Source organism: Williamsia sp. D3, from assembly GCF_000506245.1.
Classification (GTDB): Bacteria; Actinomycetota; Actinomycetes; order Mycobacteriales; family Mycobacteriaceae; genus Williamsia; species Williamsia muralis.
Genome location: NZ_AYTE01000046.1, coordinates 105,529 through 122,509, shown reverse-complemented (window position 1 = coordinate 122,509; position 16,981 = coordinate 105,529). Strand labels below are relative to the sequence as shown.

17 protein-coding genes are annotated in these 16,981 nt (G+C 62.7%); 10 read left to right on the top strand and 7 right to left on the bottom strand.

Going from position 1 to position 16,981, the window contains the following annotated elements; genetic code table 11:
* Window positions 1-55: 55 nt before the first annotated feature.
* Together W823_RS53085 and W823_RS53080 are read left to right on the top strand one after the other, a co-directional pair.
* Window positions 56-742 carry a histidine phosphatase family protein gene (locus W823_RS53085; RefSeq protein WP_031333379.1) on the top strand — a complete coding sequence of 229 codons (687 nt, stop codon included), beginning with the start codon at window positions 56-58 and terminating at the stop codon, window positions 740-742.
* A gap of 111 nt (window positions 743-853) precedes the next feature.
* Window positions 854-2,335: an SDR family oxidoreductase gene (locus W823_RS53080; RefSeq protein ID WP_023962367.1), complete on the top strand. Its 1,482-nt coding sequence runs from the start codon at window positions 854-856 to the stop codon at window positions 2,333-2,335.
* Window positions 2,336-2,755: 420 nt separating this feature from the next.
* Here the strand turns inward: W823_RS53080 and W823_RS53075 are convergent, their stop codons facing one another.
* A complete protein-coding gene (locus W823_RS53075; RefSeq protein WP_023962363.1) occupies window positions 2,756-3,535 on the bottom strand; it encodes an alpha/beta hydrolase in 780 nt (259 codons plus the stop codon).
* Window positions 3,536-3,610: 75 nt separating this feature from the next.
* On the opposite strand from W823_RS53075, the gene W823_RS53070 reads away from it, so the two are divergent.
* Window positions 3,611-4,261, top strand: coding sequence for a TetR/AcrR family transcriptional regulator (locus tag W823_RS53070; RefSeq protein WP_023962361.1), 651 nt, complete (start codon window positions 3,611-3,613; stop codon window positions 4,259-4,261).
* A gap of 167 nt (window positions 4,262-4,428) precedes the next feature.
* Here the strand turns inward: W823_RS53070 and W823_RS53065 are convergent, their stop codons facing one another.
* On the bottom strand, window positions 4,429-5,076 hold the full coding sequence (locus tag W823_RS53065) for an FMN-dependent NADH-azoreductase (protein WP_023962359.1): 648 nt from the start codon (window positions 5,074-5,076) through the stop codon (window positions 4,429-4,431).
* Between the two features lie 89 nt (window positions 5,077-5,165).
* Between W823_RS53065 and W823_RS53060 the strand changes: the two genes are divergently transcribed.
* The 6 genes from W823_RS53060 (at window position 5,166) to W823_RS53035 (ending at window position 10,609) form a co-directional block, all read left to right on the top strand.
* Window positions 5,166-5,693, top strand: a complete 528-nt coding sequence (locus W823_RS53060) for a MarR family winged helix-turn-helix transcriptional regulator (protein WP_023962357.1) — start codon at window positions 5,166-5,168, stop codon at window positions 5,691-5,693.
* 384 nt (window positions 5,694-6,077) lie between these two features.
* Complete coding sequence (locus W823_RS53055; RefSeq protein ID WP_023962355.1) at window positions 6,078-6,614, top strand: flavin reductase family protein; 537 nt, start codon at window positions 6,078-6,080, stop codon at window positions 6,612-6,614.
* A gap of 46 nt (window positions 6,615-6,660) precedes the next feature.
* A complete protein-coding gene (locus W823_RS53050; protein WP_023962353.1) occupies window positions 6,661-7,857 on the top strand; it encodes an oxidoreductase in 1,197 nt (398 codons plus the stop codon).
* A gap of 76 nt (window positions 7,858-7,933) precedes the next feature.
* Window positions 7,934-8,368 carry an SRPBCC family protein gene (locus tag W823_RS53045; RefSeq protein ID WP_023962351.1) on the top strand — a complete coding sequence of 145 codons (435 nt, stop codon included), beginning with the start codon at window positions 7,934-7,936 and terminating at the stop codon, window positions 8,366-8,368.
* A gap of 53 nt (window positions 8,369-8,421) precedes the next feature.
* Window positions 8,422-9,729, top strand: coding sequence for a cytochrome P450 (locus W823_RS53040; protein ID WP_031333376.1), 1,308 nt, complete (start codon window positions 8,422-8,424; stop codon window positions 9,727-9,729).
* Window positions 9,730-9,961: 232 nt separating this feature from the next.
* Window positions 9,962-10,609 carry a TetR/AcrR family transcriptional regulator gene (locus W823_RS53035; RefSeq protein WP_161634047.1) on the top strand — a complete coding sequence of 216 codons (648 nt, stop codon included), beginning with the start codon at window positions 9,962-9,964 and terminating at the stop codon, window positions 10,607-10,609.
* 66 nt (window positions 10,610-10,675) lie between these two features.
* Here the strand turns inward: W823_RS53035 and W823_RS53030 are convergent, their stop codons facing one another.
* Window positions 10,676-11,347, bottom strand: a complete 672-nt coding sequence (locus W823_RS53030; RefSeq protein WP_235189664.1) for a 1-acyl-sn-glycerol-3-phosphate acyltransferase — start codon at window positions 11,345-11,347, stop codon at window positions 10,676-10,678.
* Window positions 11,348-11,549: 202 nt separating this feature from the next.
* Window positions 11,550-12,020 carry an Lrp/AsnC family transcriptional regulator gene (locus W823_RS53025; protein WP_023962343.1) on the bottom strand — a complete coding sequence of 157 codons (471 nt, stop codon included), beginning with the start codon at window positions 12,018-12,020 and terminating at the stop codon, window positions 11,550-11,552.
* Between the two features lie 280 nt (window positions 12,021-12,300).
* Between W823_RS53025 and W823_RS53020 the strand changes: the two genes are divergently transcribed.
* On the top strand, window positions 12,301-14,622 hold the full coding sequence (locus W823_RS53020; RefSeq protein WP_023962341.1) for a pyruvate dehydrogenase E1: 2,322 nt from the start codon (window positions 12,301-12,303) through the stop codon (window positions 14,620-14,622).
* Window positions 14,623-14,727: 105 nt separating this feature from the next.
* Here W823_RS53020 and W823_RS53015 read toward each other — a convergent pair whose 3' ends face one another.
* From W823_RS53015 to W823_RS53005, 3 genes are all read right to left on the bottom strand, one after another.
* The gene (locus W823_RS53015; protein WP_023962339.1) at window positions 14,728-15,534 is read right to left on the bottom strand and encodes an SDR family oxidoreductase; all 807 of its coding nucleotides are present in this window, start codon (window positions 15,532-15,534) and stop codon (window positions 14,728-14,730) included.
* A gap of 74 nt (window positions 15,535-15,608) precedes the next feature.
* Complete coding sequence (locus tag W823_RS53010; protein WP_023962337.1) at window positions 15,609-15,959, bottom strand: DoxX family protein; 351 nt, start codon at window positions 15,957-15,959, stop codon at window positions 15,609-15,611.
* Window positions 15,960-16,036: 77 nt separating this feature from the next.
* Window positions 16,037-16,963 carry a fumarylacetoacetate hydrolase family protein gene (locus W823_RS53005; RefSeq protein ID WP_023962335.1) on the bottom strand — a complete coding sequence of 309 codons (927 nt, stop codon included), beginning with the start codon at window positions 16,961-16,963 and terminating at the stop codon, window positions 16,037-16,039.
* Window positions 16,964-16,981 lie beyond the last annotated feature (18 nt).

The window sequence follows — 16,981 nt, the reverse complement described above, 5'->3', positions numbered from 1 at the left end:
CACATCGGCGCGACCGATGCCGGGCGGCGGGCCGCCGCACGGCAAGATGATGCCCATGGGTGTCATCTACTTGGTGCGGCACGGTCAGGCCGGTCATGACGAGAACGGTTACGGGAGCCTGACCGATCTCGGACGCGAGCAGGCACGGAACGTGGGCAAGCATCTCGCGCGACGCGTGGGCCGGCTCGATTTCGCGGCGTCGGGAAATCTGGCTCGGCAGTTGGAGACAGTGCAGGAGATCGTCGCGCAGTTCGAGGATGGGACTGCTCCCGAGCCCGTCGTGAACGCGGGCTGGAACGAATACGACCTGACTCACCTGACCAACCGGGACATGCCACCGGTGGGCACGTCGGCCGAGGCCGCCGACGCTCAGCGTGATTTCCAGCGCGATCTCGACAAGGCACTGCTGGCCTGGGCTGCCGACGGCCACAGCACGGGGGCCGGTTCCTATGCCGAGTACCGCGAGTCGATCCGTGAGGCACTCAAGGAGATCGCGACGTTCGCGGGCCCCGGTCAGGTTGCGCTCGCGGCGTCCTCGGCGGGCACGATCGCGGCCGTCGTCGCGGAGTTGTGGGGTGTGGACTCGCAAACCTGGCCCGTCATCGCCCGCACCATGGTCAACGCCTCGATCACCAAGCTCATCGTGGGCAGCACCGGCATCAACGTGATGTCGGTGAATGATCACGCACACGCCGACACCCCCGATGACCAGGGGAGACGACGGCTCGTCACCATGCGCTAGAGCGCCTTCGTGTTTGAGATCTCTCGACCTGGGCATTCCGTCGTCAGCATCTCTTGAACCGAGACGATCGCGGTCTCGGGACGAACCCGAATCCCAACCATCGGAGCGCTCATGCAGCCCGCCACCAGTTCGACACCCAGCGCTCTGGTCACCGGCGCCACCGGATACGTCGGCGGCCGCCTTGCACCACGCCTGATCGAACGTGGCCACGACGTACGGGTCCTGGCTCGGACCCCGGACAAGTTGAAGGGCGCTCCCTGGATTGGCAGCGCGAAGGTGATCAAGGGCGACCTGAGCGACAAAGGGTCGCTGGAGAATGCCTTCACTGATGTCGATGTGGTCTACCACCTCGTTCATTCGATGGGCGGTTCCAAAGACTTCAGCGCCGAGGAACGTCGGTCGGCAGAGAACGTCGTCGAGGCCGCACGCAAGGCTGGGGTGTCCCGGATCGTCTACCTCTCGGGACTGCACCCCGAGGGTGTCGAACTCTCCGAGCACCTGAGTTCACGCACCGAGGTGGGCGAGGTCCTGATGGCGTCGGGCATCGAGACCATCGTCTTACAGGCGGGCGTGGTGATCGGTTCGGGGTCGGCGTCATTCGAGATGATCCGGCACCTCACCGAGCGTCTGCCGGTGATGACCACCCCCAAGTGGGTGCACAACAAGATCCAGCCGATTGCAGTCAGGGACGTGATGCACTACCTGGTGGAGGCCGCCACCGCGAAGGTTCCCGAATCGCGCACATGGGACATCGGTGGTCCAGACGTCCTCGAATACGGCGACATGATGCAGATCTACGCCGAGGTTGCTGGGCTGCGCAAGCGCAAGATGATCGTGATCCCGTTCTTGACACCGTCGCTGGCCAGCAACTGGGTCGGCACCGTCACCCCGATTCCCGGTGGTCTCGCCCGTCCCCTGGTCGAGTCGCTCGAACACGACGCGGTCGCCTCCGAGCACGACATCGACGACGTCATCGCACCTCCGGTCGGCGGGTTGACCCCGTACCGCACGTCCGTCGAATTGGCTCTGGCCCGGGTGGGTCGCGGCGATGTGGAAACACCGTGGTCGAACGCGTCGCCCGCATGTGCGCCGTCCGAACCGATTCCCTCAGATCCCAAGTGGGCCGGTGAAGAGGCGTACGTCGATGCCCACACCAGCCACACCGTCGCGACCGCGGCGGCTGTGTGGAAGGCGATCGAAGGACTGGGCACCGAAAAGGGCTTATACGGAACGGCACCGGCCTGGAAGTTGCGCGCACGGATCGACCGGGCAGTCGGTGGACCCGGATCGTCCGCAAGCCCGAGCCAGCAGGGCACGCCGGCTGCCGGCGACGACCTCGACTGGTGGCGCGTGGAGACAGTGGAGCCCGAACACACGTTGCGGCTACGGTCACAGATGCGGTCGCCGGGTACGTCGTGGCTCGAATTCCGCATCGCCGCAACAGAATCTGGCAGCGAACTCGAACTGCGCACGGTGTTCTATCCGCGTGGCATCGTGGGACGTGTCTACTGGTATGCCCATTTGCCGGCTCATCGCGCGGTGTACCGCACCATTATGAAGAACATCCTGCGCGAGGCCGAGAGATCAGTCTGATCTGACGCACGATCACATCCGAAGGAGCCGAGGACGCATTCCAGCGGGTGTTGGTTTTGTCGAAATCCTCACCAGCCTGCGGCGAACCGATACCAGTCGCCAGAGACGTGGCTGAGTTCGATTGATTCGAACTGCGCTCGAAATGCGTCTGTAGGGTCATGGAACTGCACGATCCCGAAAGCGCACAAAACACTTACGGCTGTACCGACGTCGCCAACGCTGACAACTGGATCGACTGGTTGAGGGTCCCGTAATCACCTGGTGCCCGTTCGGTGCGCGCGGCATCCGGGACCGATGAGCGCTTCGTCAAATCAACTTGAATACTTCTTCTCAGAGGCGGCCTGGACCCAGTGTGCGGCAACAACTTGCGTGCTGACAGTGTTCCCAGTGGTCAACCCAACGCAGTCACCCGGGCCGGATTCATGCGAAGACGGACCGTGTCGTCATCCAGCCGTCGATAGCGTTCATGGTTTTGTCGAGTGTTGGCGGGTCGAAGAGTGCGTGGTCGGCTCCCGGTATTTCGACGTGGTCGGCGTCGCGGTATCGCCTGGCAGTGGCGCGAGGGATCCTCGGGTTGACGGCTCTGTCCTGTTCGGCGCCGATCACGAGAACAGGTGCGGTGATCGCGTCGAAGTCGACGCTCGCCGCGTGACGTCGGTCGAGGTACGGGAAGCTCATCTCGCAGTACGCGCGACCCGACTCGGCGACCGCATCGTCGAGGAGTTCGCGCACGTGCTCTTGCGGCTGGTGCTGCGCGATCATCTCAAAGCGAGCCGTGGTGGGCATCAGGGGACGTCGCCACGGTGCGCTCGGTCGAAAGAAATGGGTTCCGAACAGTCGGATCATGGTCGGATATACGGCGAAGATGCCCGCTGCGGGTGCCGGAGCCGCGGCCACGACACCGGCGGTCGGGGTACGTGCGGCGACCAACTGCACCAGTAGACCACCCATGGAGAGTCCGACGACCAGTGGCGGGGAGTCGAGGGACTCACAGAAGTCGACCAGGTCGTCGGTGTAGTCGAGCAGGCTCAGACCGGCGATGAGGGGAGCACCGTCGTCGCGGGGCAGTTCGTGATGGCGCAGGGTCGGGGTGTGAACAGTGAACCCGCGGTCGGCGAATGCCTGCGTGGCCGACCCCCACCAGGTTTCGGTACCGCGGCCCCAGGTGCCATGAACAAGGACGACGTGAAGAGGTGACATGACTGTGAATTTACACGCATCGATCGATTTGGCAATCGATCGATCCGGGTAAATTGGCGCCACTACAGTGGCGATATGGATCGAGAGGACGAGACCGAGATCGGGATTGATGGTCGTGCCGCTCGCTGGGCACACCGGCGCCCGGAGCTGGTGGCCGCGGCCACCCGCTACGTTCTCGACCATGGCGTCTCGGATCTGACACTGCGGCCGCTGGCATCCGCGATGGGAGTCACCATCGCAACAGTGGTGCGTCAGTTCGGAACCAAGGAGGCACTCATCGAGGAGGTCAGCCGGTCTATCAACGACGACCTGCTGAGAACTCTCCGCGACGATCCCGAACTCGCCGACCTTTCTCCGGCGCAGACCCTTCGCACCCTCTGGCGGCGGTGGCTGGACCCCGCGCAAGGCCGACAGTTCCGAATGTTGTTCGAGCTATACGCCCTGGCGCTGCGTCACCCCGAGCAATATCGGTGGTTCACAGAGTCGATCGTCACCGATTGGCTGCCACAGATCGAGTCCCCACTGATCAGCGACGGGGTCGATCCCGCGGCCGCACGCCAACTGTCCACGCTGGTGTTGGCTGTGCTCAGGGGGCTGCACCTCGACCTTGTCGCGACCGGCGACGTCGACCGAGTGGATGCCGCGTTCGAGCTCGCCATGGCGACGCTCGATCCCGCGCTCACGCAATCGGCGGTAGCCAAATCAACGAACATGGGCACCAAGTAACGAATCCTCGCCCGCAACAGCGGGTTCAGGTCTCCATTGACACACATCCGTCCATGTCGCGCCGACAGCTGTGGTTGCCAGCCGCTTTGTTAGTTCCGGTGATCGAAGCCGGCGCCTGGTGGCTCTACCTGCGCCGTGTCACGTTTACTTGACACAAGTTAGCTTCCTCAGACGCGAGCGCCCCCAAGCGCCTGTCCGTGCTTCCGAGCGAGCTGCTCGGCTTCGTTACGAAGCGTTGCGGCGAGATTCGTGAACTCGTCGAGCGCCGGGTTCTCACCGACGAGGGTGAACGCGGTTTCGACGACCTCGAGGTCCAGGCTCCAGACATCGGCGAGGATGCGACGCATCCAACCGGTCGCGTGGTCCCAGCCCTCGCGTGGTGTCCCGGCCGCGTAGTTGCCACCTTGGACCGTCACGAGCACCGCAGGCCTACCCGCGAGAACCGGAGCGGCTGCCGGACTGAAGCGCGGGTCGGTCATGACGGTGTCCACCCAGGTCTTGAAGTGTTGGGACACTCCGAAGTTGTACAGCGGCACAGCGAACAGCAGAGCGTCGGCCGCGATGAGCTCATCAGCCAGTTCGGCCGCGACACCGAGCGCTTCGCGTTGCTCGGGCGACTGCTGATCCTCAGGGGTGTAGCCGGCGAAAGCAGCTGTAGCCCAGGTCGTTGCGGGGATCGGCTCGGTGCCGACGTGGCGCCGGACGATCCGGTCGTCGGGATGCCCTGCCGTCCACTCCTGTTCGACGATGTCGGCAATTGCCCGGCTGTGTGATCCTTCGACTCGAATGCTGGCGTCGAGACGGAAGAGGGTCATGGGTTCTCCTTGGGTGAGCTGTCAACTTGAACGTGCAAGTTGAACCATACGCCTCGTTGTTGAACATTCAAGTTCGCTAGAATGATCGCGTGACCGACACCCCGGATACGCAGGATGACGTGTGGCTATCCCCCGAGCAACAGCGCGACTGGGCATCCCTCGTCGCAGTGCTGATGACCCTGCCCGGCAAGCTCGACACGCAGTTGAAACAGGTCGCCGGGATCAACTTCTACGAATACAGCGTGATGGTGTCATTGTCGAACGCTCCCGGACACGTCAGCGTGATGAGCGATCTGGCCGTGGAGGCCAAGGGGTCACTGTCCCGGCTGTCGCACGCAGTCTCACGTCTCGAGGCTGCCGGCTGGGTGGAGCGCCGGTCGTGCGGCGGCGCCGGCCGACGAACCGAAGTACTCATGACCGAGACGGGCTGGCAAGAGCTTCAGCGTATTGCGCCCACGCACGTCGAGGAGGTACGGCGGCTCGTCGTCGACGCCATGGACGCCGCCCAGCTCGAACAGCTGGGCTCGGCCGCCCGCCTGATCGCCGCTGCCGTCGACCCCGCGCTCGCCGACGTTCTGGCGTCAGCGATTGTTCGTAGCGACAAGACACAGGACTAACAAGTGCCGCTTGCAGTCAACTTATCGAATGGTCAAGCCCACAACGCACATCATGTTCAAGATTCGATGCTCGCTCGACCCAATGCATCGCCCCACGGAGTCGGTGTTGCAGACGGTCCAGTGCGACAACACAGAGGTATCGTCCGCAATTCAACTGTGCCGCAATTGATGTCGTTCAAATGAGGCCGACTGCGACATTCACGTAGTTCACTGAGCGAGGCGGGCATTGTCGACCGTGCCCTCAACCTCATGGAATCAGGACCTTCGCCATCGCTTACTCCTGTGCAGTCGTCTGATCACCCTGCTCACGTGTCGCGGGAACGACCGTCCAGAGCGAACGAGAATTTCATTGACTTACAGTCAACGAAACTATACCGTCGTGCCATGGACGCCACCGCCACCCACGCCGCACCCAAGGAATCGGCCAACCGTCGCAATGACGTTCCCGCCCAGGATGCGGCAGATTTGCGACGCGCGTTCGGATGCCTGCCCAGCGGCGTTGCTGCAATATGTGCCGATATCGAACCCCACCCAACCGGGATGCTGGTGAGTTCACTGACGTCGGTTTCACTCGAACCACCGCTGCTGTCATTCTGTGTTCAGAACGGATCACGGACGTGGGCCGGCCTGCAGAGCGCCACCCATGTCGGGGTGAGCTTTCTCGGCGATACCCACGAACACGTCTGCGTGCAGTTCGGCGGCGAGTCATCACAACGATTGGCGCGCATACCTGTTCGCCGTACCGCTGAAGGTGCGGTCCTCATAGAAGACGCAGCCGCCACCTTTGTCTGCTCGCTCTACGAAGAATTCTCAGCGGGTGACCACACGATCGTTGTACTCCGGATCGAGACGTTCGAGGCGGCACCGGAATGTGCACCGCTGGTCTTTCACCGGTCGCGCTACCGCACGCTGGCCGGGTAAACGCCACTCTTACAACCGATTCCGCGAAACACAGGAGGACCACACCATGACCACAACACAATCACCCCAGATCGACTCTGTTGGCGACGTGCTTGCCCGCGTCAGAGACCTGCTGCCGCTGATCAAACAACATTCGGCCGGCAACGAGCGAGAACGCCGGGTGGATCCGGCAGTCATCGAAGCCCTCCGAGACGCGGGCGCATTCCGCTTGGCTGCTCCGCGACGTCACGGTGGACTCGAAGCCGGGCTCACGTCCATGCTCGAGCTATCGGCGCTTATCGCCGAAGCCGATGGCGGAACATCTTGGGTCACAACACTATCGAACATCCAGTCATGGTCGACGTGTATGTATCCCCGCCAGACGGTCGACGAGATCTACGCTGACGGACCGGACAAAATTCTGTGCGGTGTGGTCTCACCTGGAGGTACCGCTCGAAAGGTCGACGGCGGATACCGCGTCACCGGCCAGTGGCCGTACGCATCGGCGAGCCTGCACGCCGAGTGGATGGGCGGTGGAGTGTGGGTGCTCGATGACGACGGCGACGAAGAAGACCAGGCAATGATCCTGCTCCCCCGCTCGGATGTTCGGGTTGAGGACACCTGGTATGTCGCCGGCATGCGCGCCTCGGGTAGCAACACCATTGTCGCCGAGGACGTGTTCGTACCCGACCATCGATTGATCTCCATGCTCCCGGTGATGTCGGGTACGTACATGGCCGACCATCCCGACTCTGCGTTCTACCGGTCTGCGTTTGGCCCGATGCTGGTGCTCGTGCTGGTCGGGCCTCAACTGGGCCTGGGCCGCGCTGCGCTCGATCTCGCGGTGACCAAGGCGGCCACCAAGACATTGGCCTACACCAACATTGAACGTCAAGCGGATTCGGTGGCGTTTCAACTGCTCATCGCCGATGCTGCCACGAAGATCGATACTGCCCACCTTCACGCATACCGGGCGACGGCTGACGTGCAGCGTTACGCCGAACAGAACATCTACCCCGACTTTGCCGCCAGGGCCAGAATGCGCGCGGATTCCGCTGTGGCGTTGCGCAGCATCAACAGCGCCATCAACACACTTCTCGATGCTTCTGGTGCCGGGAGCTTCGCCGAAGTCAACGCCATGCAACGTATCTGGCGCGATTCGAACGTCGGTGCGCGCCATGCGGTCATGCTGCCGCAGGTGTCGATGGAAACCTACGGCAAAGCACTGCTCGGCCAACGCGACCACATCACCGCCATCATCTGACCCATGCCGTCGTGCGCGGATCTCCCCGCCGGCAGACACGTCATCATCCGTCAGTCACAGACATCCAGGAGTAGCGATGCCCGAGATCACCACCACCAGAACACTTCACACCAGCCAAGAAAAGGCCTGGGCGGTGATCTCTGACCCCTCCCGATTCGAGGAATGGAACACGCTGCACACCCGGTGGGGCGCCGAGCCACCTACAGAACTGGGCCTTGGTACCAAAATCGTGGAGGTGGTCACCATCAAAGGTGTCGTGGACACCATCGACTTCACCACGTCCGCCTACGACGCACCCCGTTATGTGCAATTGGAAGGGTCCGGGAGCACTGGGTCGACGGTGCAGCTCGATTTCACCGTCGAACCCAACGGTGACAATGCCTGCAACGCAACGCTGCACATTATTTTCGACAGCTCAATCCTGTTCGGCCCTCTCGGAAAAATCATCCAGAAGGCGTTCAGCAAACAGCTCGACAAGTCGCTGGACAAGCTCAGCGAACTGGTCGAATAACACACTGCTGACGGATTCGCGGGACGATGCCCGCCAGCGAAAGGGTCACAGCCATGAAGACTCGACTCAGGTGGATTGCCGCGCACGGCGTTGTGCGCCGTATGTTGACCAGTGCGGCGCGTGGCGGCGATGTGCAGGCGATGCTGCTTGCCGATCCAGTCGCCCGAGCGAATCCACAACAGGTGTTCGAAACAATCAGAGCCTCAGGGCCACTGGTCAAAACGCGGATCAACTACATCTCGGTGTCTCATCGCCTCGCACACGACCTCCTGCGATCAGATGACTTTCGGGTGACGGAACTCGGCGCCAATCTGCCAGGACCGCTGCGGTGGGTCGAGACAAGGACCCGTTCGACTGCCCTTCACCCGCTCAAACCGCCCTCGCTGCTGGCGGTCGAACCACCCGAGCACACCCGGTACCGGAAATTGGTCTCCTCGGTGTTCACCCCACGAGCGGTTGCCAGGATGCGCGAGATGGTGCAGGGCAACGCAGACAGCCTCCTGGACGAAATCGGTTCCGGCGCCGGCCAGATCGACATCATCAGCAAGTACTGCGCGCAGCTCCCGATCGCCGTGATCAGCACCATTCTGGGCGTCCCAGACAACGAACGTCAGCGCGTTCTGGAGTTCGGAGAACAGGCAGCTCCCAGCCTTGATATCGGATTGTCCTGGGATCAGTTCAGGCGTGTCGAAGTCGGCCTGGAGCGCTTTGACGCATGGTTGGCCGACCACCTCGCTGAGCTGCGCCGCAACCCTGGCGACGATCTGATGAGCGAGCTGATCATGGCAACCGAGGAGGGCGTCGGGCTCACCGACGAAGAGCTTCGCGCCACCGCGGGGCTGGTTCTGGCCGCGGGCTTCGAGACCACTGTCAACCTGCTCGCAAACGGCATTCGCCTCCTCCTCGACAACCCTGACCAGCTCAGCATTCTGCGGCAAGATCCTGCACTGTGGCCGAACGCGGTCGAGGAGATGCTCCGTCTGGAATCCCCGGTCCAACTGACCGCTCGCAGGGCGAAACATGATCTGACGCTCGAAGGCCGATCTCTGGGGCAAGGCGACCATGTCGTTCTCATTCTCGCCGGAGCCAACCGCGACCCCGAGGTGTTCGACGATCCATACAGCTTCGAGGTCACCCGCGAGAACGCCAACAAACACCTGTCGTTCTCAGGCGGCCGCCACTACTGTCTCGGCGCCTCGCTGGCAAAAGCGGAGACAGAGGTAGGCCTAAAAACCCTGTTCGAACGGTTTCCCCACATCACCTCGGCAGGCGACGCAATCCGACGCGACACCCGTGTGCTGCACGGCTGGTCGAGACTCCCCGTGGATCTGGGGCCGGGAACGCTTCGAGAACCGGTTTAGTCTGGCCCTCAGATCCACCGGCCGACGTAGGCAGTACGCGCAACGTGCAGGGCTCGTCGCCCGGGGATGTCTGATGATGCGCCCTATCGATGGCGCGGCGTTGCCACCCGCTGTCCCGTTAGGATCGGTGGTGTCTGGGGGCGTGGGCAACAATGGTGTGCCACGCCGCGGACGTGACAGCCGCACTGAGGCGAAGACGCTGGCGCTCAAGGAGAACTGATGGAGGTATGTGGTGTCCCAACCTTCAGCTGTCAAACTCGGTAAGCGCGCGGCCCAGAAGGCGGAAACAAAACAGCGGCTGATCTCGATCGCCGTCGAGGTGTTCGCCGAGAACGACTACGACCAGGTGACAGTGGCCGACATTGCCGAGCGGGCAGGGGTTGCCCATGGACTGCTCTTTCACTATTTCAAGAGCAAGCGCGGCATCTACCTCGAGGCAGTACGTGCCTCGGCGGAGCAGATGAACGCCGCTTTTGCTGCAGTGACCGGAACCTCTGCAGGCGAACTGCTGCGGTCGGCCCTCGAACAGCACCTGACGTACTTACGGGACCACCGAGGCCTGGCTCTGCGCCTGGTGCTGGGCGGTCGCAGCGCGGACCCTCAAGCGTGGGAGATCTATGAGGCCGCTCGTTGGGATGTGCTCGGCGGGCTCGCGATGCTGCTCGGCCTCGATCAGAACAACCGTGCACTGCGGTTCGTTGGGCGTGTGACGGTCGGCGCGATTGATGAAGCGAGCATCCAGTGGCTCAACAACCCCGACGATTTCGATCTCCCCCAGCTGGTGAAATGGATGGAATCGCTCATTGTTGCGTGTCTGTCGTCGGCGAGCGTGCTCGACCCAGGCGCGGATATCGCGGCCGCGCTGGCGTCCTTGAAGTAGCCCCCGCCCCCATTCGTTGACGTTCCGTTCCCCTCTGATCACCACGCGCGGTCGCCGCCTGGTTTGCTATCCGATCAGCGGGATGCGGTTGGCCGTCATCGCGGTGAGCTCTTGATCCATCACTGCATGAACACGTCGGCTGAGGACTTCGGCATTCTCTCCATCTTCAGCACGCATCACTGGGAGCACGGTGGTTGTGATCTTCGTGGGCAAAGGCAGATACGGCACTAACCCGACGAACCCAGCATTGAGGCCCCACGGCACTGAGACGGTGACAGGAAAGGTCTTCAGCCGCAACACCTTGTCGAGACCAACTCTTTGTGCAGCGCTTCGTCCGCTACTCAGGACGAACAACGACTCCCCCGCGCCGGCGGTGACCACGGGAACAATCGGGACATCGGCGTCGATGGCCAGCCGCGCGAAGCCGGTCCGACCTTCGAACATGATCTTGTTGCGATTCCTCCATGACTTGAAGCCGTCGACGTCACCCCCGGGGAAGACGAGGACGTGATCACCCGAGTCCAGCGCGCGCAATGCTGTGTCGTGGTCGGCGGGTATCCCATCGAACATGTTGACCAGCTTGCCGACACCGAGCTTCCAGGCAATGGCGTGGGTCAGGACCGAGACTCGACGACGCTCACCTAGCCGTTCATACGCCGCGGCGAAAGCCAGCACGTTGAGGTCGAACACTCCGCCGAACCCGTGATTGGCCACGAACAGTACCGGCCCTTCAGGCATGTGGCAGCGCTGATCGATCTCCATTCGATGATATCGACGCGCAAGAGCGACAGTCATCCCCACGAGATGTCTCGGTACAACGTCCATCCCCAGAGCTTAAGGTCGATTGCTCTGCACCACCGGCTTTTTCGGCACCTGGCGCCACTCGTCGGCGACGACGCAATCGCCCGGTAGACCGGGCTGATGGAATGGGGGTCGACGGCTACGCGTCGGGGATCAGCTGGCCTACCCGGTGTTCGATGAGCTCACGCATCACCAGCGAGGTGGTGGTTCGTTTCACACCCTTGATGTCGAGGATGGTTCCGGCGATGCGGTAGAGGTCATCGGCGTCTCTGGCCACCACCTGGATGAGCAGATCGCTACCTCCGCTGAGCCCGTCGACCGACGTGACCTCGGGAACCTCTCGCAGAGCCTCAGCCACAGGCGCCAGACGTCGCTGCTTCACCTTTGTGAAGACATACGCCCGCAGCGGATATCCGAGGAACGCCGGCGCGACACGGCGATCAAACCCCCACAATGCGGCCTGACTGTCCCATTTGTTGAAGCGTGCCTGCACGGTATTGCGTGATACCCCGACCCGCTGCGCCAAGGTCACAGCAGCAGCCCGTGGATCGCTGATGACCGCGCGTAGCAAACGACCGTCGATGTCGTCGGCGATCACCGTCGTTGCCATATTGCCCACGTTTCCCTACTCCGACGAGGCACTGGCTGTGCAATGTGCATAGCGGCCGGGCGGATGTTTGCACAATTCTAACCCCCGTGATCGACTTGGTCGACGGTTTTGCACACCCCTGGCCGTCGCAGATGACCGCAATCCGGTCCATGGCGCTGCCGCGCGGCACGTGCTCGCCTTGGCAGTGGTTCGGCAACGTCGATAACAACCATCTCCTGTTCTCGACTGCCGGATCACTGTCAGGGGACCCCACTGCTGTCGTCCCCAGGAGGACCTTGACGTGACCGAACACCCCCGAAATGACACCGCAGGCACCCCCGACGATCCGCTCTCGCTGATTGCGCAGCGTGTGCTCTGGACCTCGACAGCCATCATCCACCACGCCAATCATGTTCGTCCGAACACTTCGGGCCTCAAGGTCGGTGGCCACCAAGCATCTTCAGCGTCCATGGTGACAATCATGACCTCGTTGTGGTTCGAGCAACTACGCGCCGACGACCGGGTGTCTGTCAAACCGCACGCCTCACCGGTCCTGCACAGCATCAACTACCTTCTCGGTCTTCTCGACGAGGAGTACCTGTCCACGCTGCGCGAGTTCGGTGGCCTGCAAAGCTACCCGAGCCGAGCCAAAGACCCCGATCCGGTCGACTATTCCACCGGGTCGGTGGGAATCAGTGCGACAGCACCGATCTGGGGAGCGATTGCTCGACGCTACGTCGACACGACCCTGGCAACCACCGGCACCGGGCGTCAGTATTCCTTGGTCGGCGACGCCGAACTCGACGAAGGCGCGGTGTGGGAAGCAATCCTGGATCCTTCTGTCGAAGCCCTCGGCGAGATCGTATGGATCGTCGACATGAACCGACAGTCTCTCGACCGCGTGGTGCCCAACATCGCCGCCAATCGGCTCGAAGCGATGTTCGCCGCGGCAGGCTGGCAGGTAATCACGGTCAGATTCGGCCGGTTGCTTGAGGAACTGTTCAGCCGTGACGGCGGTGATGCACTACGAACCCGCATCCTGCAGATGCCCAACGCCGAATACCAACGCCTGCTGCGGTGTGACGCCGACGAGATCCGCACTCGACTGCCCGGCAACTCACCCGAGGCGGGCTCAATCGCCGGCCTCATCGGCGAATTGGACAACACCACCTTGGTGCAAGCGATAGCGAACTTGGGCGGGCACGACTTCGAATCGATGCGCCAGGCCTACAACCAGATCGACGACAACCGACCAACCGTAATCATCGCCTACACCATCAAGGGCCACGGGCTACCCACACAAGGCCATCCCCAAAACCACTCCTCGTTGTTGAGCCCCGCCCAGTTCACCGCACTGGCCAAGCAACTCGGCGAAGACCCGACCCACCCGTGGCGCCGATTCGACGAACAATCACCCGCCGGGATCGTGTGCCGGGAGGCAGCGAAACGGTTGCAGCGCAGACCTGTTCCCGTCCCATCCGAGCTCGGATTCCCCTCTGATATGGGTCGAACCCCGACCACGAAATCCACCACCCAGGCTGCTCTGGGACGAGCCCTGCTCGACCTCTCACGCGAAGCGCCGGATGTGGCCAAACGCGTGGTCACAGTCAGTCCTGATGTCAGCTCCACGACGAACCTGGCGGGCTGGCTGAACAAGGTCGGGGTGTGGTCTCCCTCCGAGCGACGAAACTGGTTCGACGACGACGGTGAAACCATCATGCATTGGCGGGAGAACCCGACGGGCCAGCACATGGAGTTGGGGATCGCCGAAACCAACCTGGTCGGTCTGATCGGGGAGTTGGGTACGACCTGGAGCCGGTGGGGTGAGCGCCTGTTTCCGATCGGCGTGCTCTACGACCCTTTCGTTGAGCGCGCGCTGGAGCCTTGGTCGTACGGGATTTACGCTGGGGGTCAATCGATTCTGGTCGGCACGCCCTCTGGGGTGAGTCTGGCCGCCGAGGGCGGGGCCCATCAGTCGATCAAGACGCCGTCAATCGGCCTCGAACAACCTGGATGTGTCAGCTACGAGCCCGCGTTCGCCATCGACGTGGAATGGATTCTGCTCAAGTGCATCTCGCAGTTGGGTACACCCGAGGGACGATCGGCGTACCTTCGGCTGTCAACTCGTCCGGTGGAACAGGCTCTGGCCGAAGTGCCCTCAGATCCTGCGGCCCGCGAACGCCGCCGTGCGCACGTACTTGCCGGCGCCTACACGCTACGGGCTCAACGTAACCCGGCGGCAACGATCGTGACCATGGGCGCCATGGTCTCCGAGGCGATCGCTGCGGCAGACCGACTCGCCGATATGGGAACGGCCGCCGAGATCGTGTGCGTCACCAGTCTGAGCCTGCTGTTCGAGGCCAAACAGGCCCGCCGCGGACAAAGTGCTGGTCCTTCCTGGATCCTGGATCAGGTGTTCCCCCCGGACAAGGCGGCCCCGATGGTCACCGTCCTGGATGGACATCCGAACGCAATGTCGTTCCTACCATCGATCAATCACGTCAAGAGCATCGCTCTGGGCGTCTCGGGCTTCGGCCAAGCCGGTTCCCTCGAGGATGTGTATCGCTATCACCACATCGACTCCGATGCCATCGTGGCCGCAGTACTCGACATCGCATCCTGAAGGGTCCGGCAGCCGCACCCGGAACCAACTGCCCCGGTCACCCAGAGAGCGCAGTTCGCTCATGACTAAGCGGGTGGGTAACACCGCCCACCCGCCAAAGTCGTATCAGCGGCGAAGGCCGTGCGACCAATTGCTGAGCCGATTGACGCCACCTTCGGTCAGCGCCCTGCGGGCCGCAAACGCAAGAGGTGCACGGCTTCCGACGGCGTAGAAGGAGCGCGGGCGTCGATGTTGAACCGCCGAGACTATTGTCTGCGCAACGCGTTCGGCGGAAATCCCACGCTTTTCATTCCGATCGAGGGCGTCGAGCACCCTCTCGAAAGCCGGGCGATACACCGAGTCGTCGGCGATGTACTTGGTGCGGCGCTCACTGATGCCTGTGTTGATCGAGCCCGGCTCCACGGTGATGAATCTGACGCCGAACGGGGCGACTTCACCCCTCGCTGCCGTCGAGAAGGCCTTCAATGCGGCCTTGGATGCCACGTACGACGACCGGTACGCCAGCGGGAAGCTGGCCAACATCGATCCGACCATCACCACCCGCCCGTATCCGCGTTGTCGCATCCCGGGTAGCACAAGCTGCGTCAGCCGCACCGGCGCAAGCACATTGACGGTGAAGAGGCGCTCGATCGCGTCCATCGGCAAATCTTCGAGCGGACCGTTCTGGCTCTCACCGGCATTGTTGATCAACACGTCCACCGCGCCCACCTCTGCGATGCACTGCTCCGCGCTGTCGACGCTTCCCAACTCGAGCCGCACATAACGCACGCCCTCGATACGCGCGCCATCGGGAATCTCAGCGGGGTTCCGGCTGGTGCCGTACACCCGAAAGCCCTCTGCGACCAATCGTTCGGCGGTGGCCTGACCAATACCCGAGGATGCCCCGGTTACCAAAGCAGTACGGACATTCACAACTATCTCCTAAATCGGGGAACCCGAAATGTAAAACTGACGAGGACGCAGTGGCTCTTGTCGCGTCCGGTGGGTCAGCCGACTATCCAGCCGGCAGCGACGAAGGCCGCGAGGGCGCCGCACAGTACAGCTGGCGCAGCGGGTTTGACACTCTTGTCCACGTGCAGATGCAGAATGGCTGCTCCGACCAGAAGCAGCAGGATGGCCAGGGCGCTGATCACCCCGAGTGCGGTCCACCAGTTTCCTGCGATGAGACCGATTGCGCCCGCAATCTCCGCCAGGCCCAGCAACTTGAACGCTTGCATACTGAAACCGAAGTGCTCGGCGTTGTCCCGCATAGATTCGTGCCCAACAACTTTGAGAATGCCGGTGACCGCCACCACGACTGCCAACAACCCCGACGCGATCGCAACAATCACTGACATCGAATCCCCCGTCTCCGAGCCTTGCCTACAACGACCGAACGAGCTCGGTCCGGCCCGCCCGCGTGCCAAAGCTGAGGTCACCGGATGACATTGGTTTGCGTTCCGAGGTCGATGTCGCCGTCAGCGGTCGCGATACGTGCGGTGACCACGTCGTCCGTGGACAGGTATTTTGGGTTGCGTGCCTGGCGGGAGAAGAACAATTTCCACTTGATCGTCGCGGGCAGTAGTTCGCCGATCTTCTGCACGATGGCGGGAGGCGCCGAGATTGCCGTTCCGATGGGTGTTCCTGTGAGCAGCAGGTCCCCGGGTGACAATGTCTGGAAGCGTGCGAGCCGGGTCAGCGCAGCCGCAGGTGGGGTGAGAAGGTCGTCACCGATGAGTTGATCTTGTCGTACCTCGCCGTTGACTGAGAGCGTCATCCGAAGTTCGGGGATGCGGGCGAACTCATCTGGTCCCAGCAGCACCAGACGTGGGCCGACAGGGGTGAATGTCGGGTACGACTTGCTCTCGTAGACCTGCACCTTCGTCAGCTGTATCTCCCGGGCGCTTACGTCGTTGGTCACGACGATCCCGGCCACGAACTCGCTCAACGACTCCGGGGTCACCACCTGGTTGATCGGAACGTGCGCGCCGATCACGAGACCCAATTCGATCTCGTAGTCGAGCAATCCGACCTCGGGTGGTCGACAGATCGGGTCGGTGGGGCCGCTGATCGATGCGGACGATTTGCGAAAGAAGGTCGGCTGCAGGTTGTCCACGTCGGCGCCGGCATCGATGGCGTGTGACCGGTAGTTCAGCAACTGAGCAACCACCCGGCACGGCGCGGTGACCGGTGACACCGGCGCTAGCGTGCCGACAGGTGTGTCCCCGCCGACCGCAGCTTCTACCGCCGGACGGTCTTCCAGCAGCTCGGCCGTCGTGGTTGCGGCCGTGTCCACGCGAGTCGCGACCTCACCCTCGACCCGCCACCAATCCTCGGCTGTGCGTATCACGCTTGTGCTCAACGGACTTCGACCTCCACC